Source organism: Streptomyces sp. LHD-70, assembly GCF_031157275.1.
GTDB lineage: Bacteria > Actinomycetota > Actinomycetes > Streptomycetales > Streptomycetaceae > Streptomyces.
Genome location: NZ_JAVIFW010000001.1, coordinates 51,074 through 75,003 on the forward strand (window position 1 = coordinate 51,074; position 23,930 = coordinate 75,003).

Annotated in this window: 20 protein-coding genes; 14 read left to right on the top strand and 6 right to left on the bottom strand. The window is 69.9% G+C overall.

The genetic code is table 11. The features are described from left to right. Nucleotides 1-41: 41 nt before the first annotated feature. Complete coding sequence (pepN, locus tag RCO28_RS00210) at nucleotides 42-2,609, bottom strand: aminopeptidase N (RefSeq protein ID WP_308938827.1); 2,568 nt, start codon at nucleotides 2,607-2,609, stop codon at nucleotides 42-44. Between the two features lie 63 nt (nucleotides 2,610-2,672). Between pepN (RCO28_RS00210) and RCO28_RS00215 the strand changes: the two genes are divergently transcribed. The 8 genes from RCO28_RS00215 to RCO28_RS00250 all read left to right on the top strand — a co-directional run bounded on the left by RCO28_RS00215 (nucleotide 2,673) and on the right by RCO28_RS00250 (nucleotide 7,997). Beyond that, nucleotides 2,673-2,981 carry an ATP-binding cassette domain-containing protein gene (locus tag RCO28_RS00215; RefSeq protein ID WP_308938828.1) on the top strand — a complete coding sequence of 103 codons (309 nt, stop codon included), beginning with the start codon at nucleotides 2,673-2,675 and terminating at the stop codon, nucleotides 2,979-2,981. Next, complete coding sequence (locus RCO28_RS00220) at nucleotides 2,939-3,466, top strand: ABC transporter ATP-binding protein (RefSeq protein WP_308938829.1); 528 nt, start codon at nucleotides 2,939-2,941, stop codon at nucleotides 3,464-3,466. The genes RCO28_RS00215 and RCO28_RS00220 overlap by 43 nt, the downstream gene beginning before the upstream one ends. 35 nt (nucleotides 3,467-3,501) lie before the next feature. Further along, the gene (locus tag RCO28_RS00225; RefSeq protein ID WP_308938830.1) at nucleotides 3,502-4,302 is read left to right on the top strand and encodes a helix-turn-helix transcriptional regulator; all 801 of its coding nucleotides are present in this window, start codon (nucleotides 3,502-3,504) and stop codon (nucleotides 4,300-4,302) included. After that, nucleotides 4,283-4,486 (top strand): DUF397 domain-containing protein, encoded by a 204-nt coding sequence (locus RCO28_RS00230; RefSeq protein WP_374991063.1) that lies wholly within the window; start codon nucleotides 4,283-4,285, stop codon nucleotides 4,484-4,486. Before RCO28_RS00225 ends, RCO28_RS00230 begins: the two co-directional genes overlap by 20 nt. Nucleotides 4,487-4,528: 42 nt before the next feature. Beyond that, nucleotides 4,529-5,026 (top strand): DUF1203 domain-containing protein, encoded by a 498-nt coding sequence (locus RCO28_RS00235; RefSeq protein WP_308938832.1) that lies wholly within the window; start codon nucleotides 4,529-4,531, stop codon nucleotides 5,024-5,026. 91 nt (nucleotides 5,027-5,117) lie between these two features. Next, entirely contained in the window at nucleotides 5,118-5,747 is a 630-nt protein-coding gene (locus RCO28_RS00240; RefSeq protein WP_308938833.1) for a hypothetical protein, read from the top strand. Nucleotides 5,748-5,753: 6 nt separating this feature from the next. Beyond that, nucleotides 5,754-7,385 (top strand): alpha/beta hydrolase, encoded by a 1,632-nt coding sequence (locus tag RCO28_RS00245; protein WP_308938834.1) that lies wholly within the window; start codon nucleotides 5,754-5,756, stop codon nucleotides 7,383-7,385. Between the two features lie 99 nt (nucleotides 7,386-7,484). Continuing rightward, nucleotides 7,485-7,997, top strand: coding sequence for a hypothetical protein (locus RCO28_RS00250; RefSeq protein WP_308938835.1), 513 nt, complete (start codon nucleotides 7,485-7,487; stop codon nucleotides 7,995-7,997). A gap of 21 nt (nucleotides 7,998-8,018) precedes the next feature. Here the strand turns inward: RCO28_RS00250 and RCO28_RS00255 are convergent, their stop codons facing one another. Beyond that, entirely contained in the window at nucleotides 8,019-8,897 is an 879-nt protein-coding gene (locus RCO28_RS00255; RefSeq protein ID WP_308938836.1) for a LysR family transcriptional regulator, read from the bottom strand. Nucleotides 8,898-8,987: 90 nt separating this feature from the next. Between RCO28_RS00255 and RCO28_RS00260 the strand changes: the two genes are divergently transcribed. Continuing rightward, nucleotides 8,988-10,187 carry an MFS transporter gene (locus tag RCO28_RS00260; protein ID WP_308938837.1) on the top strand — a complete coding sequence of 400 codons (1,200 nt, stop codon included), beginning with the start codon at nucleotides 8,988-8,990 and terminating at the stop codon, nucleotides 10,185-10,187. A gap of 91 nt (nucleotides 10,188-10,278) precedes the next feature. On the opposite strand, the gene RCO28_RS00265 is transcribed toward RCO28_RS00260, so the two are convergent. Continuing rightward, a complete protein-coding gene (locus tag RCO28_RS00265; RefSeq protein ID WP_308938838.1) occupies nucleotides 10,279-11,295 on the bottom strand; it encodes an aspartate-semialdehyde dehydrogenase in 1,017 nt (338 codons plus the stop codon). Between the two features lie 194 nt (nucleotides 11,296-11,489). Between RCO28_RS00265 and RCO28_RS00270 the strand changes: the two genes are divergently transcribed. Together RCO28_RS00270 and RCO28_RS00275 are read left to right on the top strand one after the other, a co-directional pair. Next, nucleotides 11,490-12,023 (top strand): sigma-70 family RNA polymerase sigma factor, encoded by a 534-nt coding sequence (locus RCO28_RS00270; RefSeq protein WP_308938839.1) that lies wholly within the window; start codon nucleotides 11,490-11,492, stop codon nucleotides 12,021-12,023. A 1-nt stretch (nucleotide 12,024) separates the two neighbouring features. After that, entirely contained in the window at nucleotides 12,025-12,711 is a 687-nt protein-coding gene (locus RCO28_RS00275; RefSeq protein WP_308938840.1) for a hypothetical protein, read from the top strand. Nucleotides 12,712-12,809: 98 nt separating this feature from the next. Here RCO28_RS00275 and RCO28_RS00280 read toward each other — a convergent pair whose 3' ends face one another. After that, a complete protein-coding gene (locus RCO28_RS00280) occupies nucleotides 12,810-16,037 on the bottom strand; it encodes a S8 family serine peptidase (RefSeq protein WP_308938841.1) in 3,228 nt (1,075 codons plus the stop codon). A 186-nt stretch (nucleotides 16,038-16,223) separates the two neighbouring features. On the opposite strand from RCO28_RS00280, the gene RCO28_RS00285 reads away from it, so the two are divergent. The 3 genes from RCO28_RS00285 (at nucleotide 16,224) to RCO28_RS00295 (ending at nucleotide 19,957) form a co-directional block, all read left to right on the top strand. Next, complete coding sequence (locus RCO28_RS00285) at nucleotides 16,224-16,676, top strand: NUDIX hydrolase (protein WP_308938842.1); 453 nt, start codon at nucleotides 16,224-16,226, stop codon at nucleotides 16,674-16,676. 270 nt (nucleotides 16,677-16,946) lie between these two features. Further along, nucleotides 16,947-18,701, top strand: coding sequence for a TIGR03767 family metallophosphoesterase (locus RCO28_RS00290; RefSeq protein ID WP_308938843.1), 1,755 nt, complete (start codon nucleotides 16,947-16,949; stop codon nucleotides 18,699-18,701). Nucleotides 18,702-18,802: 101 nt separating this feature from the next. Next, nucleotides 18,803-19,957: a serine hydrolase domain-containing protein gene (locus RCO28_RS00295; RefSeq protein WP_308938844.1), complete on the top strand. Its 1,155-nt coding sequence runs from the start codon at nucleotides 18,803-18,805 to the stop codon at nucleotides 19,955-19,957. Between the two features lie 141 nt (nucleotides 19,958-20,098). Here RCO28_RS00295 and RCO28_RS00300 read toward each other — a convergent pair whose 3' ends face one another. Together RCO28_RS00300 and pepN (RCO28_RS00305) are read right to left on the bottom strand one after the other, a co-directional pair. Then, entirely contained in the window at nucleotides 20,099-21,034 is a 936-nt protein-coding gene (locus RCO28_RS00300; RefSeq protein WP_308938845.1) for a hypothetical protein, read from the bottom strand. Between the two features lie 221 nt (nucleotides 21,035-21,255). Then, the gene (pepN, locus tag RCO28_RS00305) at nucleotides 21,256-23,826 is read right to left on the bottom strand and encodes an aminopeptidase N (RefSeq protein WP_308938846.1); all 2,571 of its coding nucleotides are present in this window, start codon (nucleotides 23,824-23,826) and stop codon (nucleotides 21,256-21,258) included. Nucleotides 23,827-23,930: the final 104 nt, after the last annotated feature.

Here is a 23,930-nt window from a genome sequence, read left to right on the forward strand (position 1 = left end):
CCTCTGATCGGACGTCAGAAGACGTCCGGTGCAGCGGTGGTTCAGGCCGCCGCAGCGTCCGCGGCCTGCGCCTTCAGTGCCCGCTCGACGCCCGAGCGGGACTCCGAGACGAGCCTGCGCAGCGCGGCGCCCGGGTCCTCGATCGCGAGCCAGGCGTCCGTCGTGTCGAGCGTGGCCTGGGAGATCTGCAGCGACGGATAGAGGCCGACAGCGATCTGCTGCGCCATCTCGTGCGAACGAGATGCCCACACATCCTTCACCGCAGCGAAGAACTTCTCCGTGTACGGAGCCAGGAGTTCACGCTGGTCGACCTGAACGAAGCCCGCGATCACCGCCTCCTGCACGGCGTTCGGCAACTTGTCCGACTCCACGACCGAGGCCCACGCCTCCGCCTTCGCCTCGGCGGTGGGCCGCGCCGCACGCGCGGTGGCCGCGTGCCGCTCACCGGCCGCCGTCTTGTCCCGCTCGTACTCGGCGGCGATCTCCTCCTCGTCCGCGCGGCCGGTCGCCGCGAGCCGCTCCACGAACGCCCAGCGCAGCTCGGTGTCGACGGCCAGGCCCTCGATGGTCTGGGTGCCGTCGAGGAGCGCGTCGAGCAGGTCGAGCTGTTCCGGCGTGCGGGCGGCGGCGGCGAAGGCGCGGGCCCAGGCCAGCTGGTGGTCGCTGCCCGCCTCCGCGGCCCTGAGGTGCGCGAGCGCCGCGTCGGTCCACCGGGTCAGTCCGGCGTCCCGCCAGTCCGGGGCCGCGTACAGCTCCAGGGCCAGCTTGACCTGGCGGTGCAGGGACTGCACGACGCCGATGTCCGACTCCTTGCCGATGCCGGACAGCACGAGCGACAGGTAGTCGCGCGTGGCCAGCTCGCCGTCGCGGGTCATGTCCCAGGCCGAGGCCCAGGACAGGGCGCGCGGCAGCGACTCGGTGAAGTCGCCGAGGTGCTCGGTGACGGCCTTCAGGGACTCCTCGTCGAGCCGGACCTTCGCGTACGACAGGTCGTCGTCGTTGAGCAGGATCACCGCGGGCCGCTGCTTGCCCACGAGGGCCGGTACGTCGGTGACTTCACCGTCGATGTCCAGCTCGACCCGGTCGGTGCGGACGAGCTTGCCGTCCTGCAGCTCGTACAGGCCGATCGCGATGCGGTGCGGCCGCAATGTGGGCTCGCCCTTGGCGCCGGCGGGCAGCGCGGGCGCCTCCTGCCGGACGGCGAACGAGCTGATGACACCGGAGGCATCCGTCTGGATCTCCGGCCGCAGCACATTGATCCCCGCCGTCTCCAGCCACAGCTTCGACCAGGTCTTCAGGTCGCGCCCGCTGGTCTCCTCCAGGGCGCCGAGCAGGTCGGTGAGGCGGGTGTTCCCGTACGCGTGCCGCTTGAAGTAGGCCTGCACGCCGCGGAAGAACTCGTCCATGCCGACGTACGCCACGAGCTGCTTCAGGACGCTCGCGCCCTTGGCGTACGTGATCCCGTCGAAGTTCACGAGCACGTCATCGAGGTCGTTGATCTCGGCCATGATCGGGTGCGTGGACGGCAGTTGGTCCTGCCGGTACGCCCAGGTCTTCATGGAGTTGGCGAACGTGGTCCACGAGTGCGGCCACTTCGACCCCGGCGCGTAGGCCTGGCAGGCGGCCTCGGCGTAGGTGGCGAACGACTCGTTCAGCCAGAGGTCGTTCCACCACTCCATGGTGACGAGGTCGCCGAACCACATGTGCGCCAGCTCGTGCAGGATCGTCGCCGCCCGCACCTCGTACGCGGCGTCGGTCACCTTGGACCGGAACACGTACTGGTCCCGGATGGTGACGGCGCCCGCGTTCTCCATCGCGCCCGCGTTGAACTCCGGCACGAACAGCTGGTCGTACTTGGCGAAGGGGTACGCGTAGTCGAACTTCTCCTGGAACCACTCGAAGCCCTGCCGGGTCACGTCGAAGATCGCGTCGGCGTCCAGGTACTCGGCGAGCGAGGGCCGGCAGTAGATGCCGAGCGGCACGCTCTGCCCGTCCTTCTCGTACGTCGAGTGCACCGAGTGGTACGGGCCGACGATCAGCGCGGTGATGTACGTGGAGATCCGCGGCGTCGGCTCGAAGACCCAGAGGTCGTCCTTCGGCTCGGGCGTCGCGGAGTTGGAGATCACGGTCCAGCCGCTCGGCGCCTTCACGGTGAACTGGAAGGTCGCCTTCAGGTCCGGCTGCTCGAAGCTGGCGAAGACCCGACGGGCGTCCGGCACCTCGAACTGCGTGTAGAGATAAGCCTGATCGTCGACCGGGTCCACGAACCGGTGCAGACCCTCACCGGTGTTCGTGTACGCGCAGTCGGCGACGACCTTCAGCTCGTTGCGCCCGGAGAGCAGACCCGGCAGCGCGATCCGGGAGTCGGCGAAGGCGGTGGCGGGGTCCAGGGAGGCGCCGTTCAGGGTGATCTCGTGCACGGCCGGCGCGACCAGGTCGATGAAGGTCTCGGCGCCCGCCTCGGCACTGTCGAAGCGCACCGTGGTCACGGAGCGGTACGTGCCGCCCTCCTGCGCGCCGCTGAGATCGAGGTCGATCTCGTACGCGTCCACGGTGAGCAGGCGCGCCCGCTCCTGTGCCTCTACGCGGGTCAGATTTGTGCCAGGCACGCGGTCATCTCCTCGGGGTTCCTCGGATGGGACTTTTCGGCAATCCTTGCACGTCCTTCGGGCATGCTGGGGTGGATAGCGGACGCTGCGCCGTGGGGGCGGGAACAGGTGCTGGAGATCAAGGGCTTGGGGCACACGTACGCCGACGGACACCGCGCCATCGACTCCGTCGACCTGTCGGTGGCGCGCGGCGAGCTGGTCTCGCTCGTCGGCCCGTCCGGCTGCGGCAAGTCGACGCTGCTGCGGTGCGTCGCGGGTCTGGTCCGGCCGACCGAGGGCGCGGTGGTGGTGAACGGCGAGCCGGTCTCGGACATCCCCTCCGACCTGCGGTGGTCTTCCAGGACTACACGCGCTCCCTCTTCCCCTGGCTGACAGTCCGGGACAACGTGGCCCTCCCGCTGCGCCGCCGTGGCCTGGGTCGGGCGGAGCGGCGGGAGGCGGCGAGCGCTGCCCTCGACGAGGTGGGGCTCGGCTCCGCGGCCCGCAAGCACCCGTGGCAGCTCAGCGGCGGAATGCAGCAACGGGCGGCGATCGCGCGGGCGTTGGCGTACGGCCCGTCGTTCCTGCTCATGGACGAACCGTTCGGCTCGGTGGACGCCCAGACCAGAGAGGACCTGGAGGACCTGGCCCTACGGGTCCGCGCGGGCACGGGCATGACGATCCTGCTCGTCACGCACGACATCGACGAGAGCGTGTACGTCGGGGACCGGGTGGTCGTCCTCATGGGCACCCCGGGTCGGGTGCACTCCGACCTGCGGGTGAACCTGCCCGCGCCCCGGGACCAGATCGCTACGCGGGAGTCGGCGGAGTTCGTGTCCCTTCGGGCTGCGGTGGGGCGTGCGGTTCGGCGAGAATGACCGTAATTGTCTTACGGAGTCGGGGAGTTGAGGCAGTGGGTACTACGTACGGGGACTGGGTCAGGGAGCGACGAGAGACTGCCGGCATGACCCAGAAAGAGCTGGCCGACGCTGCGGTGATGACTCGGTCGCACATTGCGCATATCGAGGCGGGGAGGAGGATTCCGTCCCGGGAGGATGCGCAGAGGCTGGACCGGGCGTTGGGGACGGGCGATGTGCTGCAGAGGTTTCGGCCTGGGGATGACGAGCGTCCCGTAAAGGAGTATTTCGAGTCAGCCCGTCAGTTGGAGCAACAGGCTGTGGTGCTCAGGGAGTTCGGGCTGTCCTACATTCCCGGAATTCTCCAGACGGAGGCCTATGTTCATGCGTTGCTCCGCCATACCTTCCCGCCGCTGAGCGAGGCAGAGCGGGAAAAGTCCGTCGCCACCCGGCTGAAGCGGGGCCAGATCCTCAAGGATCCGGTCAAGCCTGTGGTGTGGACGCTTCTCGATGAGGCGGTGATCCGGCGCCCCATCGGCGGGCCGCGCGTAATGGCGGAACAACTCACGCACGTTGCCGACCTGGCGGACAGCGGGCGCATCCGTCTCCACGTGCTGCCGCTGTCCGTGGAAGGTCATGTCCTCATGGCGAGCATGCTGAAGCTCATGTGGTTCGAGGACCAGCCACCGGCGGCGTACACGGAAGCGACGTTCAGCGGCGTGCTCCACGATGAGCCTGCCCAGGTCGAACGCCTGCAGAGCGCCTATCAGCAGGCGCTGGGTGATGCGCTGCCCATGAAGGAGTCGGTAGCCGCCTTGAGGGCTACTGCGAAAGACTATGCGAACCATGACAGTTGACGATCAGAACTGGCGTAAGTCCAGCTACAGCAATGGTGACGAGGGCGACTGCCTCGAAGTCCTCGACACGCACCCGACCACCATCCCCGTCCGCGACTCCAAGAACCCCCACGGCCCCGCACTCCTCATCCCCAGGGACAGCTGGGCCTCATTCCTCACGGCGCTCAACGAAGACCGCGTCTGAATCCCGCCAGCCCGGTCGGCCCGGCAAAGGCAATGTGGCCGTATGACGACATACGCACCCCGCCCCATCGCCCCCGCGGCCCTCAAGGAGCTGCGCGAGACCGACGATGCGGGCCGGGCCTGCGTCCCCTTCACCGAGCCGTCGGGCGGTGATCCGCTGCGTTGCTGTCTGCGGCCCGTCGAGAAGGGCGAGCGCGTCGCCCTCGTCTCGTATGCGCCGCTGCGCCGCTGGGCGGCCGAGACGGGAGCGGAGCCCGGGGCGTACGACGAACAGGGCCCGGTGTTCATCCACGCCGAGGAGTGCGCGGGCCCGGTCGCGCAGGACGGCTACCCCTTCACCCGGCCCGGCGCCCTGAGGACCGTACGGCGTTACGACTCGCAGGGCCGGATCGTGGGCGGCCGACTCGTCGAGCTGACGAACGCCCCGGACGCGGGCTTGGACACCGCGTTCACGGACGCCTTCGCGGACCCAGAGGTGGCCCTGGTCCACGTACGGGCCGTCGAGTTCGGGTGCCTGCACTTCGCGGTGCGCCGGGGTTGACCGGGCTGTCGGCGGACCACGGGCCGCAGGGGCGATTCTGCCGGCTGTTAGGGTTTGCCGATTGCTCAATGCGACTCGGGGGGAGGCGTGGATGGCCGGGGAATTGAAGGTCAGTCCATCAGAACTGCGGGCATCCGCACACGCGCAAGACGGTATCGCCGACCGGGTCAGTGGCCCGAGTGACAAGGCGATCAAAGACACCGGAACCGCTGCCGAGGCGATGGACGGCTGGTCCGTCAGCATCGGTCTCAAAGGCATCGCGGAGAGCTGGGAGGCGGCCCTGAGAGGTGTGCACTCCAGGCTCGCGGTCGGCTCGCGCAATCTCTCCGAGACGGCCAAGACCCACCAGTGGAACGAGAAAGCGGTAGCTAAGGACTTCGAGGGATTCGACGGCAGTTACGTCGACGGCGAGATCATGTCGGCTCCCGCTTCCTCTACTCCAGGTGTCTCCGCGATCTCCGCACCGGTCGACTCGGGCAACGCTGCTGGACGAGGGCGGTGGGCTCCCGGTCTCGATGACTTCCAGGACTCGCGGCCGGTGATGCCGACGTACACCCCGCCGGTAGAAAACGTGACGCGGGACCCAAGGGCGTCCTACAGCGTGGACGACATGCGGAACGCCAAACCGGCCCCTGGCTCTACCTATGATCCGGACGAGATCCGGGGTGCCCCCGCCCCCTATGAAGGCCCGCGCATCGACCGCCCCACGGACTTTGGATAGACGACTGTGTCCGACTTCTTCAATCGACTGCTGAAGCAGGACTTTTCCGACCTGAAGGCAGCCGGTCGTTCCTGGCAGAAGGTGTCCGAGGAGATGGGCACGGCCTTTGACGACCACCGCACCAGGGTCACGGGACCATTGCATGCCGAGTGGAACGGCGACGACGCCGAGACTGCCCTGCGATACCTCGAAGACATCGAAACCAGAATGCAGGTCGCCCAGACCGAGACCATGGCGATCGCCAAGGTGATCGAGACGACCGTGCAGCGCATGGAGCAGGCCCAGAAGGATCTACGCGCTGCGGTCACCGATGCAGAGGCGGCTAACCTTCAGATCGGTGACGACGGCGCGGTTCAATTTCGCGACAAGTGGGCCGGCACTGACCAGGATTCCGTTTGGGGTGACGACGCGTACTGGGACAGGGCCAATGCGGAGGCAGAGGTCAATGCGTTCCAGAGGCGGATCGACCAAGCGATAAACGACGCGGCGGCCGCCAGCGACGAGGCCCGCAAGGCGCTGGCGGAGCTGGACGGCGAGATCCTGGACCGGAAGAACTCGAACATGGCCGGGGAGTCCGCCAAGGACGTCGACTCGGTGATGGACCGGCTTGGTGTCAGGGACCCTCAAGTACCCAAGGACCCCAAAGACGCAGCCAAGTGGTGGCGGGACCTCAGTCCGGAGCAGCAGCAGGAGTACGTCACGCTGTACCCGGAGCGCATTGGCACCACTGCCGGACTGCCTTCCGACGTACGCAACGATGCCAATCGGCTTCGTTTGGAGCAGGACCTCGACAGGCTTCAGCAAGGCGACGCCAGTACCGTGCCCGGCAACGACGAGCGTCGGCGAAACCTGGAGACTCTCAAGGCCGAACTCGACAGGCGTGATGGAGCGTCAGCGAATAAGCAACTTTACCTGCTTAACCACGATGCGGGTGGAGACGGCAAATCGGTGATTGCCATGGGTAACCCGGACACCGCTGACAACGTGGGTGTTCAGGTTCCCGGGACTACCAACACGATGGATGACACAAGGGCCAATCTGGCCCGTATCAGTAGATTGCAGAATTCGGCCGATGATGCCGACTCTGACGCGACAACTTCCATGGTGTACTGGCTTGGTTACGACGCCCCTGAAATGCCGGGAGCTGAAGCCGCCAATCTGGATGTGGCTGGTCCAGGTCGAGCCGAAGACGCTGGCCCGGAGCTGAGGGACTTCACCCACGGGCTTCGAGCTTCCCATGAAGGGGAAAGGGCGAACCTCACAGTGCTTGGCCACAGTTACGGAAGCACCGTCGTGGGGGCGGCAGCATCGGAAGGTGGTGGCCTGGATGCTGACAATATCGTCGCCGTCGGCAGCCCAGGAATGTTGGTGGATGAGGCGGAAGACCTCAATGTCGACCCGGATCACGTCTACTACGGCCTTGCTCCTGATGACCTCGTCGCTGGCCCGGTGCAGGGGCTGACGCTAGGGCGCGGCCCAACTCATCCCGACTTTGGCGGGACTCAATTTGAAACAGATACCAGCGGCCATAGCGGTTACTGGGACCTTGACCCAGACACCGGTAAACCCAGTGAGAGTCTCAGCAATCAGGGAAGAATCATCGCCGGTCGCCAGCCAACGGAGCATGAGCGCCCGTAGTCGTACTCGCTTTTGGCCTGCCTGCACTTGATTGTTGAGGCAGCTCGCGCCTTTACGTCATATGTTTTCGTCTGGTAGGTCACAATGTTTCGCAAGCGGATGTCCGTCACTGTTTCGACGCTCTTTGCCGTACTTCTCTCCGGAGCCTGCATGTCTCAGCAATCCGATGATGTCAACGAGCCCCTCCCGCGCAAGAGTCGGGAGAGCTCACTGGCGTGGGCCAGGGAGTACACCTCGGCAATGGCTCGCTATGCAGAGGTGCGGATCACGGACCATCCCGCCTCACGGAAGCACTTCGAGGAATGCGTCGGTAAGAACAATGAGGTGGCCGACGATGGTCGGTACATGCTCACTTACACTGCATACGCCAAAATTCCCGACGAACGGCACATCGGTGCAGTTCGTAAACTCCGCAAGGCACTTGAAGAGCACGGTGTTCGCGTAACCAGCCACACAGAGCGTCCCGAGACACCCGAGGTCATCCTGTACGGCACGAACGACGAGCAGCGGTTCTCTTTGATCGCTGACTCTGTGAATCCTCCAGGAACCCTGCGCCTCTCCGTCTCAACCGCCTGCTTCCTCCCGCCCGGAGTCAAACAGCAGCAGTTCTGAACCGGCGTCGGCCGAGGCGGCTCAGACCGTTTCCGTGACCGCCCGGGCGAACGCCCGGACCCGTTCCGTTTCGCCGTCCCGGTGCCAGATCAGGCCGAGGGTCGAGTCCGGGAGGCCGTTCACCGGGACGTGGACGATGTCCCTGCGGGCGTGGTACTCGGACGTCGGGCCGCACAGGAGCATCGCGCCCCGGTCGGCCGCCACCAAGGTCAGGCCCTCCTGGAGCGTGCGGACCGAGGGGCCGGGCAGGTCCGAAGGGGCCTGCGCCCTGCGCCAGTACGCGGGGGCCGGGGGCGTTGCCATGATGAGCGGGGTCGCGGCGACCTCGGCGGCGGTCAGGGACGTGCGGGACGCGAGGGGGTGCCGGGGCGAGACCGCCACGTTCTGCCGTTGCTCCGCGAAGCGCGGGCCGAGCACCAGGTCCGGTTCCGCCACCGGCAGCAGCACGATGGCCGCGTCCACCGCCCCGGCCCGCACCGCGCCGAATGGGTCGGAGAACGGCAGCTCGACGATCTCCGTCTCGCACCCCGGATGCGCCTGACGGAACGCCGCGATCGCCGCCATCAGCCGGTCGTCCGCCGTGCCCTGGAAGCCGAGCCGCAGCGTGCCCTCGACGCCGCGCGCCGCCGACCGCGCGTCCTCGACGGCGGCGCGCAGCTCCGCGTACGCGGGACGGAGTCGGGTGAGGAAGCGCTCGCCGAGCGGGGTGAGCGCGACGCGGCGGCTGCTGCGGGTGAACAGCCGCGCCCCGACCCGGCGTTCGAGCGCGCGCACCAGCTGGCTCACCCGGCTCTGCGAGACCAGGAGTCGCTCGCCGGTCCGGCCGAAGTGCAACTCCTCGGAGAGGACCAGGAAGCATTCCAGCTCCCGTGCCTCCAGACCGCCGACGTCAGCAGCCACCACGCCCCCGTTCGGATCGATGAGTACCGCTCATACAAGGATGAGAACTTCGGCGTTGTTCCCTGAGCCCGTACGGCGTTGGCTTGGGCCATGCGTACGAATCAGCCGCCGACCCACGGCGCCGAAGCTCAACCCGCCGCCCCCGCAAGGGCGTTGCCCCTGTCCGTCCTGGCCGGCGCGGCCGCCACCTTCACCGTCGTCACCGCGGAACTGCTGCCCGTGGGGCTCCTGACCTCCCTGGCCGCGGGGCTCGGCGTCTCCCCGGGAACGGCCGGGCTCGCCGTCACCCTGCCCGGCCTCGTCGCCGCGCTCGCCGCCCCGCTGCTGCCCGTCGCCGCCCGCACCGCCGACCGGCGCACCGTCCTCGTCGGGCTGCTCGCGCTGCTCGCCGCCGCCAACGTGGCCTCCGCGCTCGCCCCGCACCTCGCGGTCCTGCTCGCCGCGCGCGTCCTGGTCGGCGTGGCCATCGGCGGGGTGTGGGCGATCGTGGCGGGGATCGCCGTACGCCTCGTGCCAGGGTCGGCCGTGGGACGGGCCACCGCGTTCGTCTTCAGCGGCATCGCGGTGGCCTCCGTGGTCGGAGTCCCGGCGGGCACCTTCCTCGGTGAACTCGCGGGCTGGCGCTGGGCGTTCGGCATCGCCGCGCTGCTCGCCGCGGCCGTCGGGCTGCTCCTCGCGCTCGCCCTGCCGCCGCTGCCCGCCGAGCGTGGCACGGCCCTGCGCGCCGTCCTCGGCTCGGCCCGCCTGCCGGGCGTGCGCGCGGGCCTGCTTGTCGTGCTGTTCCTGGTCGCCGGTCACTTCGCGGCGTACACGTACGTACGGCCCATCCTTGAGCGGGTCGACGGACTCGGCGCCGGGCTGATCAGCGGGCTGCTGCTCGCGTACGGGGTCGCGGGGATCGCCGGGAACTTCGTAGGCGGCGCCTTGGCCCCGCGCGACCCGCGCCGCACCCTCCTGGTGATCTCCGTGGTGCTCGCGGCGGTGGTGCTCGCCCTGCTCGCCGCAGGGGGCTCGCTGCTCCTGTCGGCGGTGCTGCTGCTGGCCTGGGGTCTCGCGTACGGCGGGGTCTCGGTCTCCACCCAGAACTGGATGGCGGCCGCCGCACCCGAGGCACGGGAGCCGGTCTCGGGCCTCTACGTGGGCGTCTTCAACGTCGCGATAGCCCTGGGCGCCCTGCTCGGCGGCCGCGCGGCGGACGGGTTCGGGGCGGACGGCGCCCTGTGGCTGGGAGGAGGGCTGGCGGCGGCCGCGCTGCTGGTGGTGGCAGGCAGCAAGCGCCGGACCGGCTGAAAAATCAGCCGGTCCGGCGCTTGAGGACGAGCCCGCAGGGCGATCGACGGTACGCGGGTCGGCCCGCAGCACCCGTCGACGTAAGCCCGGCTCAGCCCTTGAGCTCAGCCGCCACCAGCTCCGCGATCTGCACCGCGTTGAGCGCCGCGCCCTTGCGCAGGTTGTCGTTGGAGAGGAACAGGGAGAGGCCGTTCTCCACCGTCTCGTCGCCGCGGATGCGCCCGACGTACGAGGCGTCCTTGCCCGCGGCCTCCAGCGGCGTCGGGACGTCGGCGAGGACCACGCCCTCCGCGCCCGCGAGGAGCTCCTTGGCGCGCTCGGGGCTGATCGGACGCTCGAAGCGGGCGTTGACCTGCAGCGAGTGGCCGGAGAAGACCGGGACGCGGACGCAGGTGCCGGAGACCTTCAGCTCGGGGATCTCCAGGATCTTGCGGGACTCGTTGCGGAGCTTCTGCTCCTCGTCGGTCTCGTTCAGGCCGTCGTCCACGATGGAACCGGCCATCGGCAGGACGTTGTACGCGATCGGCGCCACGTAGTTGTTCGGCGCGGGGAACTCGACCGCCGAGCCGTCGTGCGTGAGCTTCGGGGCGTCCGCGCCGACCTTCTCGACCTGCGAGTACAGCTCGTCCACACCGGCCAGGCCGGAACCGGACACCGCCTGGTACGTGGCGACGACGAGCGCGGTCAGCCCGGCCTCGGCGTGCAGCGGCCTCAGGACCGGCATCGCGGCCATCGTCGTGCAGTTCGGGTTGGCGATGATGCCCTTGGGGCGGTCGACGATCGCGTGCGGGTTGACCTCGGACACGACGAGCGGGACCTCGGGGTCACGGCGCCAGGCCGAGGAGTTGTCGATCACCACGGCGCCCTGCGAGGCGACCTTCTCGGCGAGCGCCTTGGACGTGGCACCGCCGGCCGAGAACAGCACGATGTCCAGACCGGTGTAGTCGGCCGTGGAGGCGTCCTCGACGGTCACACCGTCGAGCACCGACCCGGCGCTGCGGGCCGAGGCGAACAGGCGCAGCTCGTCGATCGGGAACTTCCGGTCGACGAGGATCTTGCGCATGACCGTGCCGACCTGACCGGTGGCTCCGACGATTCCGACCTTCACAGCGTTCCTCCGCATTTCCGTGCATGACGTCATCCGTACATGCCGTCTGGCATCCATGATGCGTCTGTCCAGGTCCGGCTTGTCCAATCCATTGTCCGACGTGCAAGACGCCACACGGAGCTCCGGCGCGGGACCGAACGTTTCCGGCACACCCGGCGTCGTAGGGGAAACGCACCGCGGCGAAGGGCGGGGGGATGCTGCGCAGAAGATCGCGTCGGAGCGAGGCGGGTGACGAGCGGACCGATCCGCTGAGCGCGGCCCAGGAGGACCGGGTACGGGCTGTCCTCGCGCTCGGCGGGGTGCCGCGCTCCGACCTTCCGGACGGCGTCCAGCAGGTACGGCTCAAGCTCCTGGAGCGGGCGGCCGACGGCCGGGAGGCGCCGCGCGACGTCTCCGCCTGGGCCGCTGTCGTCGCCTCCCACCTCGCGATGGACTGGCACCGGGCCCGGCGCCGCCAGGAGCGCCTCGGTGAACGGCTCGCCGCGCTGCGCCAGGAGCCGGTGGCCGGGTCGGCGGAGGAGTCCAGGGTGTGGTCGCTCACGCTGGCTCAGGGCCTGGACGACCTGACGGCCGTCCAGCGCCAGGTGCTCGTGCTGCGCTTCTACGCGGACCTCCCCGTCCGCGCCATCGCGCACGAGCTCGGTGTCCCCGAGGGCACGGTCAAGAGCCGCCTGCACGCGGCCGTACAGGCCCTGCGCGCGCGGCTGGACGAGGACGAGGTGGTGTGACGTGAGCCCCAGGGACCCGCTGGACCCACTGGCCGATCCGCTGATGGCGGCGATCACGGGAGAGGAGCCGCCGGACGAGCTGCGCGCCGACCCCGCGTACCGGGCCGCTGTGACGGATGTCGCACTCCTGCGCAGCGAACTGCACCGCCTCGGGGACGCGCTCGCCCGACCACCGGAGCCGCTCCCGCCGCCCCGCACCCGCACCCGCCGCACCGCACTCCTCGCCCTCGCCGCGAGCTGCGCGGCGGCCCTCCTCGGCGGCACGCTCTGGCTGTCCGCCTCGCCGGGACGGGAGGGCGCGGAGGGCGGTGAGGGCGGTGCGGGCACCTCGATGACCGCCGAGGGCACCATCGCCTGCGCCCGGCTGATCGTCGAGGGCACCGTCGTACGCGTCGACTCGCTGCCCGGCGCTCTCCAGGACCGCATCACGCTCGACGTCACCCGCTCGTACAAGCCGGAGAAGCGGGGCCGCCACGAGGTGACGTTCGTGATGGACGTGAACGTCGACCCGCGGCTGCGCCCCGGCGACCACGCCCTGGTCCTCGTCCCGCGCGGCGCCGTGGGCCCCAGCCACTGGTCCACCGGCAAGGACGTGGCCCGCGAGCGCGCCTGGATCGAGCGGGCGCTGCCGGGGGCGCGGGAGCTGACCTGCGACTGGCGCCGAGGCGACACTCGCCCCGACACGTGACGGGCGACTGGCGCCGAGGCGACACCCGCCCCGGCACGTGACGGGCCCCGGACGGTCGTGCCGTCCGGGGCCCGCGGCCGCCTGTCGCCCTCAGGACGTCACGGCAGCACCTTCTCGATCCGCACACTCCCCGAACCGGCAACCGTCCCGCGGGAGTTGAGCACCCGCACCTCGCCGAAGAACTGCCGCCCCTCGGGTGCCGCGCCCGCGACCACGATCTCGGCGCCGATCTGCGCGCTCGCCCCGTTGGCCAGCTTCAGCGGTGTGCCGGAGTCGACCTTGACCTCGCCGAGCGACGGCGCGAAGAACACGTCGAGGTAGTCGTAGGCCGTGGACCCGGACGGGACCGAGTAGCCGTCGACGATGACCGTGTACGTGCCCGGCGCGGGCTTGGCCAGGCTGACCGCCTCCTCGGAGTCGCCGTCCGCCGCCGAGCCGACGACCTTGCCGTCCTTGACGAGCGTCAGGTCCAGGTCGGTGGTCTTGTCGGCCGGGTTGCCGATGGCGACGTTCAGCTTCTCGGCGCCCTCCGGCACCACCACGGTGGTCTCCTGCGACTCACCGTGCTTGATCGTCGGGCGGGCCGACTTGGACGAGCCGAGCGGGCCGCCCTTCAGCTTGCCGTCGACCGCCGCGTACCCGTTGGTGACCTTCCACTCGACGGGCGTCGCCTCGCCGACCTTCGCCTCGGGCACGGTCTGCACGGCCGGGTCGAAGGCGACACCGAGCAGCGAGACGTCCAGCTTGTACGGGTTGTCGAGCAGCGGCGACGTACGCCGGGACTCGACCTCCAGCTCCCACACGCCGGGCTGCGGATCCGCGTACGAGCGAAGGTCCGGGCGGCAGGTGTTCGCCGGGTTCTCGTAGTTCGGGTAGCAGTTGACCGTGGAGGACGGGTCGACCGGGACGCCGTACGGGTGCAGCGCGATGAACCGCGTCTGGCTGCCGTTCCTCAGGCCGCCGAGGGCCACTTCGAGGGACTTGGCGCCCTCGGGCACGGTGATGAAGTACGACTCGGTGCTGTTGCGCTGCACCGAGCCGCGCGCCTCGAACGCGTACGACGGCTTCTTCAGGCCGTGCGCGACGACGACGGTCGACATGATCTGCTTGTCGGTGCCCTCGGTGCGCGGGTCGTCCAGCTCGACGATCGCCGAGTGGACCCCGGCGGTGCGCGGCTCGGCGGTGACCTTCACGGTGACGGGCTTGTTCAGCGGCAGCGCGATCCGGCTGGGGCTCGCGAGCCTGAACGTGCCGTCGTTACGGGCCAGTTCGACCTTGTGGGTCAGCGTGCGGTCCGGGCCGCTGGTGCGCGTGACGGTGACGTCGTAGGTCTTCTTCTGGCCCGCCTTCAGGCCGCCCTCGCGGTCGTAGATGCCGGTGCCGGGCTTCTTCAGCTCCTGCTCCAGGGCCGTGTCGACGGGCGCCTGCACGCCGTACGAGTGCGCCTTCGCGCCGTCCTCGATGGCCTCCCAGGCGTCCACGACGTCCATCAGGCCCGCACCCTCCTGGTGCGGCTGGAAGCCGCGGATGTGGTGGGCGGTGGAGGTGAGCGCGGTGCGCAGCGCGTTAGGGGTGAGCTCCATGCCCTTGCGCTTGGCGGCCGAGATCAGCAGCGCCGAGGCGCCCGCGGCCTGCGGCGAGGCCATCGAGGTGCCCTGCAGCATCGAGTACCCGGCGGGCAGTTCGTAGCCCGCCTCGGCGACCGGGCCGCCGGGCAGCCAGGTCTGCGTGGTGTTGATGGCGGCGCCCGGCGCGGCGAGCGTCGGCGTGAACCCGCCGTCCTCGCGCGGGCCGCGGGAGGAGAACGGCAGCATCGAGTAGCGCTGCTCCACCACCGAGCCGTAGTTGGCGGCCCAGGTCTCGCGCGAGATGGAGGCGCCGACGGAGATCACCTTGTCGGCGAGCGACGGGTCGCCGATGGTGTTGACGCCGGGACCGCTGTTGCCCGCGGAGATCACCAGCTGCACGCCGTACGTGTCGATGAGCCGGTTGTAGAGCTCGGTGCGCGCGTTGTTGCCGTCGTTCAGCGCGGGGAGGCCGCCGATGGACATGTTGACGATGTCGACGCCGCGCAGCGTCACGAGGTCGATCATGCCCTCGGTGAGCGCGACGTTGGTGCAGCCGCCGCTCCAGGTGCAGGCCCGCGAGGAGACCAGCTTCGCGCCCGGCGCCGCGCCGTTCATCCGGCCGCCGAACAGGGAGTTGGCGGCGGTGATGCCCGCGACGTGGGTGCCGTGCTCGGACTCGATGATGCCGATGTTGACGTAGTCGGCCGTGGACCCGGCCGCGTCGTACACGACGTCCTTGCGGATCTCAACGACGAACGGCACCCGCTCGACGACGTCGGTCTCCGGCTTGTCCTTGCCGAAGTAGCCGACCTGGAAGCCGTCCTTGTACGGCTTCATCGCCTCGTCGTCGGTGAAGTCCGCGTTGTCGTTCAGATCGACGCGCACGGCCTGGGACTCGGCGTCGTACAGCACACCCCACTTGTCGGTGGTGTCCCCGTCCCGGTTCAGGTCGCCGTTCGCGTCGCCGCCCGTGGAGGCGGACTCACGGAACCAGTTGACCTGGTACGAGCCCTCCGGCGCGGTCCAGCTCCGCCCGTCGAAGGTGAACGTGGGCCCGGCCGCGGGGGTGTTCATCCGGCGCCAGGTGCCGTCGCCGTCGATGACCGGGTCGGTGGCCGTCACCCAGTCGACGATCTTCCGCTCGCCGGTGGTGGTCTTCTGCAGCGCGGGGTGCCCGAGGTCGACCCCGGAGTCCAGGATGCCGATGGTGACGCCCCGCCCGTCCGCCTTCGGGTTCTCCTCGACGAACTCGACGGCACCGGTCTCGAAGGACGGGTTGTACGGGTTCTTCGCCGGGGTCCTCTTGCCGGGTGCCGGGTAACTCGCTTGCGTCGCAGCCGTCTTGGCGTCCTTGGCCCGGTCGGCCGCGGGCGTCGGGTCGTCCAGCTTCACCTCGTGCCGCAGGTCGATGCCGTGCACGGAGGAGAGCTTGGCGGCGCCCTCGATCGCGGCTTGGGCCCGCTTCGTGGGCACCGTGGCGCGTACGTACCCGAGCTTGTCGTAGGTACGTCCCACCGAGCCGCCCTCGACCGAGTCGAGCTGCTCGGCGACCTTCTCGGTGGCGCCGGGCGCGGTGGCGACCATCATCGTGACGGTCTTGTCCCCGTCGGCTTCCGCCTCGTCGAGCAGCCGGGCGTCGGAGGCGCCCAGCTTGTCGCCCGGGGAGGGGTCGGACTTGGCGCCGGGAGCCGGTCCGTCGGCGGCGAAGGCGGGTATGGGCGCGGCCGCGGAAAGGGCGGCCGCGAGAGAGACGGCCATGGCTATCCGAGCCGCACGTCTCGCACCTGGTCTTGAGGTCATCTGCATCCCTGTGCTGAAGGAGCGGTCCGCAATTCGGGACCGGATGACCGCATAGCCTTACGCAACTGACCGGCGTTTGGGGAGAGTTCGCCAAAAAGTGACCATCGAGTGATCGGTATCGCCGCGTGCCCGTAACGTTCGAGGATGCGTGAGGAACTCCGGGTGGCGGCCTACGCCGTGTGCGTACGAGAAGGACAACTGCTCCTGGCCCGCCTGTCCGGCGGCGAGGCCGACAAGCGGTGGACACTGCCCGGCGGCGGCATGGAGCACGGCGAGGACCCCTACGACACGGTGATCCGCGAGGCCGAGGAGGAGACCGGCTACGAGGTCGAGCCCGTCACCCTCCTCGGCGTCGACTCGATCCGCCGCCGCTACCCCCGCAAACTGGGCACGTTCGCCGACTTCCACGGCCTGCGCCTGGTCTACGAGGGCCGGATCACGGGCGGCACCCTCCGCCACGAGGAGTCCGGCTCGACGGACAGGGCGGCGTGGCACGACCTGGGGGCGGTGGGGGAGCTGTCTCGGGTGGGGCTCGTGGATGTTGGGTTGCGGCTGTGGCATTCGAGCGGGGGTAAATCCAGCCCCTCCGGCGTTTGAGGAGCGGGGTCTGGGGCGGAGCCCCAGTTTCGGGAAGGGGCGGGGCGGGGAGAGAAGCCCGCCGCAGGCGCCCCGCGCCCGCACAGATGAACCCCGAGTGACCAACTCCCCACCCCCGGGGCAGCGCCCCATGACCGTACGGCGGACCGGGCCCGCGCGACCCCCGATCGGCCGCCCCCGTTGCACCCGCGTTCACGCACAGGCCACCCCCGGTGCCAAGCATCCAAAGGACCGCAGCCGCGAACGCACCGCACCCGGGGAGACCGCGCCATGCCGCGCATCCGCTCTGTCGCCGCCAGCCTCGACCGCCGTTCCTTCCTCGCCGCCGCGGGCGCCGTCTCGGCCTCCACGGGCATCGGCCTCGCCGTCGGCCTCAGCGGCGGAGAGGCCAACGCCGCCCGCCCGGCCGCCGCCCGCCCGGAAGCCGGCACCGCGCTCACCTCCCGCAAGGCCCCCGCCGCCCCCCTCGCCCCGTACACCAGCGGCACCACCCTGCACAGCACCTCCGCGCCCCGCCCCGCCGGCCAGGGCTACGTCCGCCTCGGCGAAGGCCCCGCCTGGGAGCGCGTCGTCCGCACCGACCTCGCCGCCCCCGAGTCCGGCCGCGCCGACCGGCGTACCGCGCTCGCCGCGTTCGTGCAGTTCACCGACCTGCACATCGTGGACACCCAGCACCCGCTGCGGTACGAGTACGTGCGCGCCGAGACGTCCAGCGCCTGGCGGCCGCAGGAGACCCTGTCGGTGGCGGGCGCGGTCGCACTCGTCGAGCGGGCCAACGCGCTGCGCGGCGCACCCGCCACCGGCGCCCCGCTCAGCTTCGTCATGACGACCGGCGACAACACCGACAACAACTCCCGCGCCGAACTCGACTGGTTCCTGCGGACGATGAGCGGCGGCAGCATCACCCCCAACACCGGCGACCCGCGCCACTACGAAGGCGTCCAGGACAGCGGCCTCAAGCAGTACTGGCACCCGGACCGCGCCGACTTCCGCGACGCCGACAAGCAGCTCGGCTTCCCCGCGATCCCCGGCTTCCTGGAGGCGGCCACCCGCGAGGTGCGCAGCCCCGGCCTGAACCTGCCCTGGTACTCGACGGTCGGCAACCACGACTCCCTGCCCGGCGGCTGCTACGCCTCCGGCGACGACTGGTTCCACGACTTCGCGGTCGGCGGCAAGAAGCTGATGTCGCTGCCCGAGGACCGCGCGGCCGCGTTCTGGAAGAGCGTGAAGAAGGGCCTGGACCCGAAGGGCGAGCAGTTCCGCGAGCTGATGCGGACGGAGAAGAAGAGCCTCCGCTCGATCACCCCGGACGCCTCCCGCGCCCCGTTCACCCCCACCGAGTACGTACGCGCCCACCTCGACCCGGCGTACGCGGGCCCCGGCCCCGTCGGCCACGGCTACACGCAGGAGAACGTGGACGCGGGCACGCAGTACTACGCGTTCCGCATCGCCGACGACGTGCTCGGCATCAGCCTCGACACCACGGACCCGGCGGGCCACTACGAGGGTTCCCTCGGCACCGCCCAACTCGACTGGCTGAAGGGCGAGTTGACCCGGGCCGAGCAGGACGGATCGTACGTCGTCGTCTTCAGCCACCACACCAGCACCAGCATGCGCAACCTGCGGCCCGACCCGGACCGGCCGCGCGAGGCCCGGCACGGCGGCGAGGAGGTCCTCGAACTGCTCGGCCGGCACAGCCGTGTGCTCGCGTGGATCAACGGCCACAGCCACCGCAACAGGATCACCCCGCACGGCTCGTTCTGGGAGATCACCACCGCCTCGCACATCGACCACCCGCAGCTCGCCCGCGTCGTGGAGCTGGTCGACAACCACGACGGCACGCTGTCCGTGCTCACCACGCTCATCGAGTCGTCCGCCCCGCACCGTACGGATCTCGCCGATCTCTCCCAGCCCGGACTCGGCGCGCTCTACCGCGAACTGGCCTTCAACGCCCCTGGCCGCAAGCCGGATCTCGGCGGCGACCGGGACGACCGCAACACCGAACTCGTCCTGCAGAAGGGCTGATTCCGGCCCCTCGCCGAACATTTCGATCAACCTCTCCGCCCTGTCCGGAGTCCTGCCCGCCAAGAGGAGAACCAACAGAACAAAGAAGCAGGGGGACTCTCATGGCAGTACGTACGGTGCGGACCGGGCTGGTGGGACTCGCGACGGTGGCGGCGCTGACGGCGACCGCGTTCACCTCGCCCGCCCAGGCCGACTCCGGAAAGGGGCACCGGGCGACACAGAAGGCGATGGACGCGGCCGTAGCGGCGGGCGTGCCCGGAGTGGCGGGCCAGGCGCGGGACGCGCACGGCACGTGGAAGGGCACCTCGGGTGTCGGCGACCGCGAGTCCGGCGCACCGCGCAGCGCCCACGACCGTTACCGGATCGGCTCGCTCACCAAGACCTTCGTGGCGACGGTGCTGCTCCAGCTCCAGGCGGAGGGCCGGGTCGACCTGGACGACCCGGTGGAGAAGTGGCTGCCGGGCGTTGTCCACGGCAACGGCCACGACGGTTCGAAGATCTCCGTACGCCAACTCCTCAACCACACCAGCGGAATCTTCAACTACACCGCGGACCCGGACATCGCCCGCAAGTCCTTCACCACGGACTTCCTGAAGCACCGCTACGACACGTACGAGCCCGAGCAGGTCGTCGCCGTCGCGATGCGCCACAAGCCGACCTTCGAACCGGGCACGGACTGGAGCTACTCCAACACCAACTACGCCCTCGCCGGAATGATCGTCGAGAAGGTCACCGGGAACTCGTACGCGGACGAGATCGAGGACCGGATCATCGACCGCCTCGACCTCGACGCCACCAGCCTGCCCGGCACCGACCCCACCGTGCCCGAGCCGAGCAGCCGCGCCTACTCCAAGCTGGCGCCGCCGGACCAGGACGTGCCGATCCACGACGTCACCGAGATGAACCCGTCCGTGGCGGGCGCGGCCGGCGCGATGATCTCCGACTCGGCCGACATCAACCGCTTCTACTCCGCCCTGCTGCGCGGAAAGCTGCTGCCCGAGCAGGAGTTGAAGGAGATGAAGGCGACGGTCCCGACCGAGGACGACGCCCCGAACCTGACGTACGGGCTCGGCCTGATGAAGATGGCCGGCCTGTCCTGCGGCAAGGAGATCTGGGGCCACAGCGGCGGCATCAACGGCTCCGGCACCTACGGAGTGACCACCGAGGACGGCCGCCACTCCCTGGCCTTCAACGTCAACGGCGACTGGGCGGGGGAGGCGGGACCGATCATCGAGGGCGAGTTCTGCGGCGCGTAGCGGCTGCGCCGGATCTTTTCCCCTCCCCGCCCCTCAAATCGCCGGAGGGGCTGATTTTTCAGCCCCTCCGGCGATTGAGGAGGCCCGTCCGGCAGGACTTTCGGGAAGGGGCGGGGAGGGGACAAAAACGGCGGGAGCCCACTACCTCGGCAGCACCACCACATACGCCGCCGGATCCCGATCAACCGCCGCCATCAACGCCGTCCGCACCACCGTCGCCTGCTGATCCGGAAACTCCCGCAGCTTCCTCGGCGTCAGATGGACCACCGTGATCCCCAACTGCTCCAGGTGCTCCCGCCTGCGCACATACTCGGACCACTCATCCTCCGGCGCCGCCCGCATGTCCAGCTCCACGGCCACGGACTGGTCGGGCCAGTACGCGTCGACCCCGCCGAGGTGCGGGCCGCCCGGCAGGCGCAGGTCGACGTTCCACACCGGGTCGGGCAGCCCGAACTCCCGCACCAACTGGAACAGCCGGTCCTCCGCGACGGCCCGGCCCTCGGCGAGCAGCGACTCCACGGCGTCCACGACGTGCGGCCGTTCGAGGAGCCCGGCCTGGTCCAACTCCCGGACGATCGCGGCCGGTTCGCAGTGCCCGTCCCGTACGGCCTCGGTGAGCAGCCGACGAACCGTACCGCCGTCGGTGAGCTGCTCGACCGCGTCCGCGAGCGCCCTCGGCACCGGCGCCGCATGCACCCCGGTGATCTGCTGCGGCCGCGGCAGCGCCGCACTGCGCACGATCCGCGCGCAGCCGGTGGAGCGGATACGCCGGGTGCGCGGTACGAGGACGTCGATCCGGTCGAGGGAGCGCAGCGGCGGAGCGGAGGCGAACTGGTGCAGGGCCAGCGCCGCGAGGCCCGTGATCATCGCCTCCTCGTACGGCAGCACCGCGCCGTCCTCCACCGGCCGAGGCGCCTGCTGCGGCACGTGACCGGGGCCCGGTGGCCGTCGCGCGTACAGGAGGACGGCGTGCAGCCGCTCCTCGCTGGTCGGGGGCCCGGGGTGCGGCAGGAAGACTCCGGGCAGCAGCTCCTGCGGGGGTGAAGGGCGGTGCGACACGGGGGAGTTGTGGTTCATGACGGGCAGATTCCCGGGTTTGCCGGGCCCGCTAACCGCTGTTACGAACCCGTCGACGAACCCGGACAAGCTCGCCCTAAAGCTCCAGCTCGGGCGAACCGAAAGGCGCAGGTCCATTCGGGGGTTACGGGTAGGCGTTCACCTGACTTGTCACAAGTTCGCCCCGTCGGACAAACGGGGGTCCGGGGCGCCAGGCCCCGAACCCCCGTTCCGTACGAGGACTACGCCCCCGCGTCACACGCCTGCCCGCGCAGCACCCGCGCGAGGTCGTCCCGAGCCTCCAGGACGAGCCGCCGCAGCGCGGGCGCGGCATCGGCGTGGGACGCCAGCCACGCGTCGGTGTCCGCCAGCGTCTGCGGGGAGTCGAGCAGCGCCGGGAACATCCCCCGCACCACATGCATCGCGATCTGGATCGACCGCTCCTCCCACACCCGCTCAAGGACGGCGAAGTACTTCGGCGCGTACGGCGGGAGCAACTCCCGCTGCGACGGCTGCGCGAACCCGGCGATCGTCGCCTCGACCAGCGCGTTGGACAGCGCGTCCGACTCCACGACCTGCGCCCACGCCTGTGCCTTGACGGCAGCCGAGGGCCGCGCGGCCAGGCACCGCACCTGGTGCCGCTTGCCGGACGCGGTGTCGTCGCGCGCCAACTCCGCGCCAAGCGCGGCCTCGTCGGCCCGGCCGTGCGCGGCGAGCGGTTCGAGGAAGGTCCAGCGCAGCTCCTGGTCGACGTCGAGCCCGTCGATCTTCGCGGTGCCGTCGAGGAGCCCCTGGAGCAACTGCAGATCGACGTCGGCCGACGCGACCGAGGCGAAGAACCGGGCCCAGGTCAGCTGGTGCTCGCTGCCCGGCTCGGCGAGCCGCAGCTCGCGCAGGGCGCCCTGGGCGACGAGCCGCCCGCCCTCCGCGCGCCAGTCGGGGGCGGAATAGTGGGTGAGCGCGGAACGGGCCCAGGCGTGCAGCATCTGCAGCACACCGATGTCGCTCTCCTGCCCGGCGAACCGAAGCACCAGGCCGATGAAGTCCCGCGCCGGCATGAGCGCGTCCCGCGTCAGGTTCCACATGGCCGACCAGCACAGGGCCCGCGCCAACGGGTCGGTCAGATCCCCGAGGTGGGCGCGGAGCGTGTCAAGCGACCCCTCGTCGAAACGGATCTTGCAGTACGTGAGGTCGTCGTCGTTGACCAGGATCAGCGCGGGCCGCTCCTCGCCCGCCAGCTCCGCGACGACGGTGCGCGGCCCGTCCACATCGGTCTCGGCACGCGCGTACCGCACGAGCTCACCGTCCGGGCTCAGCCGGTACAGGCCCACGGCGACGCGGTGCGGCCGCAGTTCGGGGTGAGACTCGACCGCCTCCTGGATCACGGCCAACTCCGTGATCCGGCCCTCGGCGTTGTAAGTGGCCAGCGGCGTGAGGGAGTTGACCCCCGCCGTCTGCAGCCACGACCGGGCCCACCCGCCCATGTCCCGCCCGGAGGTCTCCTCCAACGCGGACAGCAGGTCACCCAGCTCCGTGTTCCCGTACGCGTGCCGCTTGAAGTAGCGCCGCGCGCCCTCCAGGAACGCGTCCTGCCCGACGTACGCGACGAGCTGCTTCAGCACGGAGGCGCCCTTGGCGTACGTGATCCCGTCGAAGTTGAGCTTGGCCGCCTCCAGGTCACGGATATCGGCGGTGATGGGGTGCGTGGAGGGCAACTGGTCGGCGCGGTACGCCCAGGACTTGCGGTTGTTGGCGAAGGTGATCCAGCCGTCGGTGAAACGGGTCGCGCCGACCATCGAGAAGGAGCCCATGAAGTCCGCGAAGGACTCCTTGAGCCACAGGTCGTCCCACCACCGCATGGTGACGAGGTCGCCGAACCACATGTGCGCCATCTCGTGCAGGATGACGTTGGCCCGCCGCTCGTACGACGCCTGCGTCACCTTGCCGCGGAAGATCAACTCCTCGCGGAAGGTGACGAGTCCCGGGTTCTCCATCGCGCCCAGGTTGTACTCGGGCACGAACGCCTGGTCGTACTTCCCGAAGGGGTACGGGTAGTCGAAGTGGTCGTGGAAGAAGTCCAGGCCCTGCTTCGTCACCAGGAACACGTCGTCGGAGTCGAAGTACCGGGCGAGCCCCTTGCGGCACATCGCGCCCAGCGGGACGGTGAGCCGCGTACCGTCCTCGAAGATCCGCTCGTACGTGTCCGTGACGTAGTGGTACGGACCGGCGACGAACGCCGTGATGTACGTGGAGATCGGCTTGGTCTCCGCGAACCGCCAGACGCCGTCCACCAGTTCACCGACCCCGTTGGACCACGCGTTCCAGCCCTCGGGCGCCGTGACCTCCATCCGGTACGGCGCCTTCAGGTCCGGCTGCTCGAAGTTGGCGAAGACCCGGCGGGCGTCGGCGGGCTCGTACTGCGTGTAGAGGTACACCTCGCCGTCCTCGGGGTCGACGAAGCGGTGCATGCCCTCGCCGGTCCGGCTGTAGGCGCACTGCGCGTCGACGACCAGCTCGTTCTCCGCGCGCAGGTCCTCAAGCTCGATGCGGGAGCCGTCGAAGACCTCGGACGGGTCGAGGTCCGTGCCGTTCAGGGAGACGGCGGTGACGGACGGGGCGATCAGGTCGGCGAAGGTCGCGGCGCCCGGCTCGTTGCAGCGGAACCTGATCGTCGTCACCGACCGGAAGGTCCGCGTCCCGGTCTCGCTGCCCCCGATGGCGGACCGCAGGTCGAGTGCGACGTCGTACCCGTCGACGGACAGCAGGGCGGCCCGCTCACGGGCCTCGTCACGGGACAGGTTCTCACCGGGCACAAGCACTCCTCTGGGCTCGTTCGGTTTGTGCTGCGTGTTCGAGTGTTTCCCGATCCTGCCATGTGCGTGCGGGACCGGACATCCGGGAATGCCCGGGCCGCGCC

Coding starts and splice junctions, on each gene's coding strand:
- RCO28_RS00215 (WP_308938828.1), top strand. CDS start 2,673: ATGCTGGGGTGGATAGCGGACGCTGCGCCGTGGGGGCGGGAACAGGTG.
- RCO28_RS00230 (WP_374991063.1), top strand. CDS start 4,283: ATGCGAACCATGACAGTTGACGATCAGAACTGGCGTAAGTCCAGCTAC.
- RCO28_RS00235 (WP_308938832.1), top strand. CDS start 4,529: ATGACGACATACGCACCCCGCCCCATCGCCCCCGCGGCCCTCAAGGAG.
- RCO28_RS00240 (WP_308938833.1), top strand. CDS start 5,118: ATGGCCGGGGAATTGAAGGTCAGTCCATCAGAACTGCGGGCATCCGCA.
- RCO28_RS00250 (WP_308938835.1), top strand. CDS start 7,485: ATGTCCGTCACTGTTTCGACGCTCTTTGCCGTACTTCTCTCCGGAGCC.
- RCO28_RS00260 (WP_308938837.1), top strand. CDS start 8,988: ATGCGTACGAATCAGCCGCCGACCCACGGCGCCGAAGCTCAACCCGCC.
- RCO28_RS00270 (WP_308938839.1), top strand. CDS start 11,490: ATGCTGCGCAGAAGATCGCGTCGGAGCGAGGCGGGTGACGAGCGGACC.
- RCO28_RS00280 (WP_308938841.1), bottom strand. CDS start 16,037: ATGGCCGTCTCTCTCGCGGCCGCCCTTTCCGCGGCCGCGCCCATACCC.
- RCO28_RS00285 (WP_308938842.1), top strand. CDS start 16,224: ATGCGTGAGGAACTCCGGGTGGCGGCCTACGCCGTGTGCGTACGAGAA.
- RCO28_RS00290 (WP_308938843.1), top strand. CDS start 16,947: ATGCCGCGCATCCGCTCTGTCGCCGCCAGCCTCGACCGCCGTTCCTTC.
- RCO28_RS00295 (WP_308938844.1), top strand. CDS start 18,803: ATGGCAGTACGTACGGTGCGGACCGGGCTGGTGGGACTCGCGACGGTG.
- RCO28_RS00300 (WP_308938845.1), bottom strand. CDS start 21,034: ATGAACCACAACTCCCCCGTGTCGCACCGCCCTTCACCCCCGCAGGAG.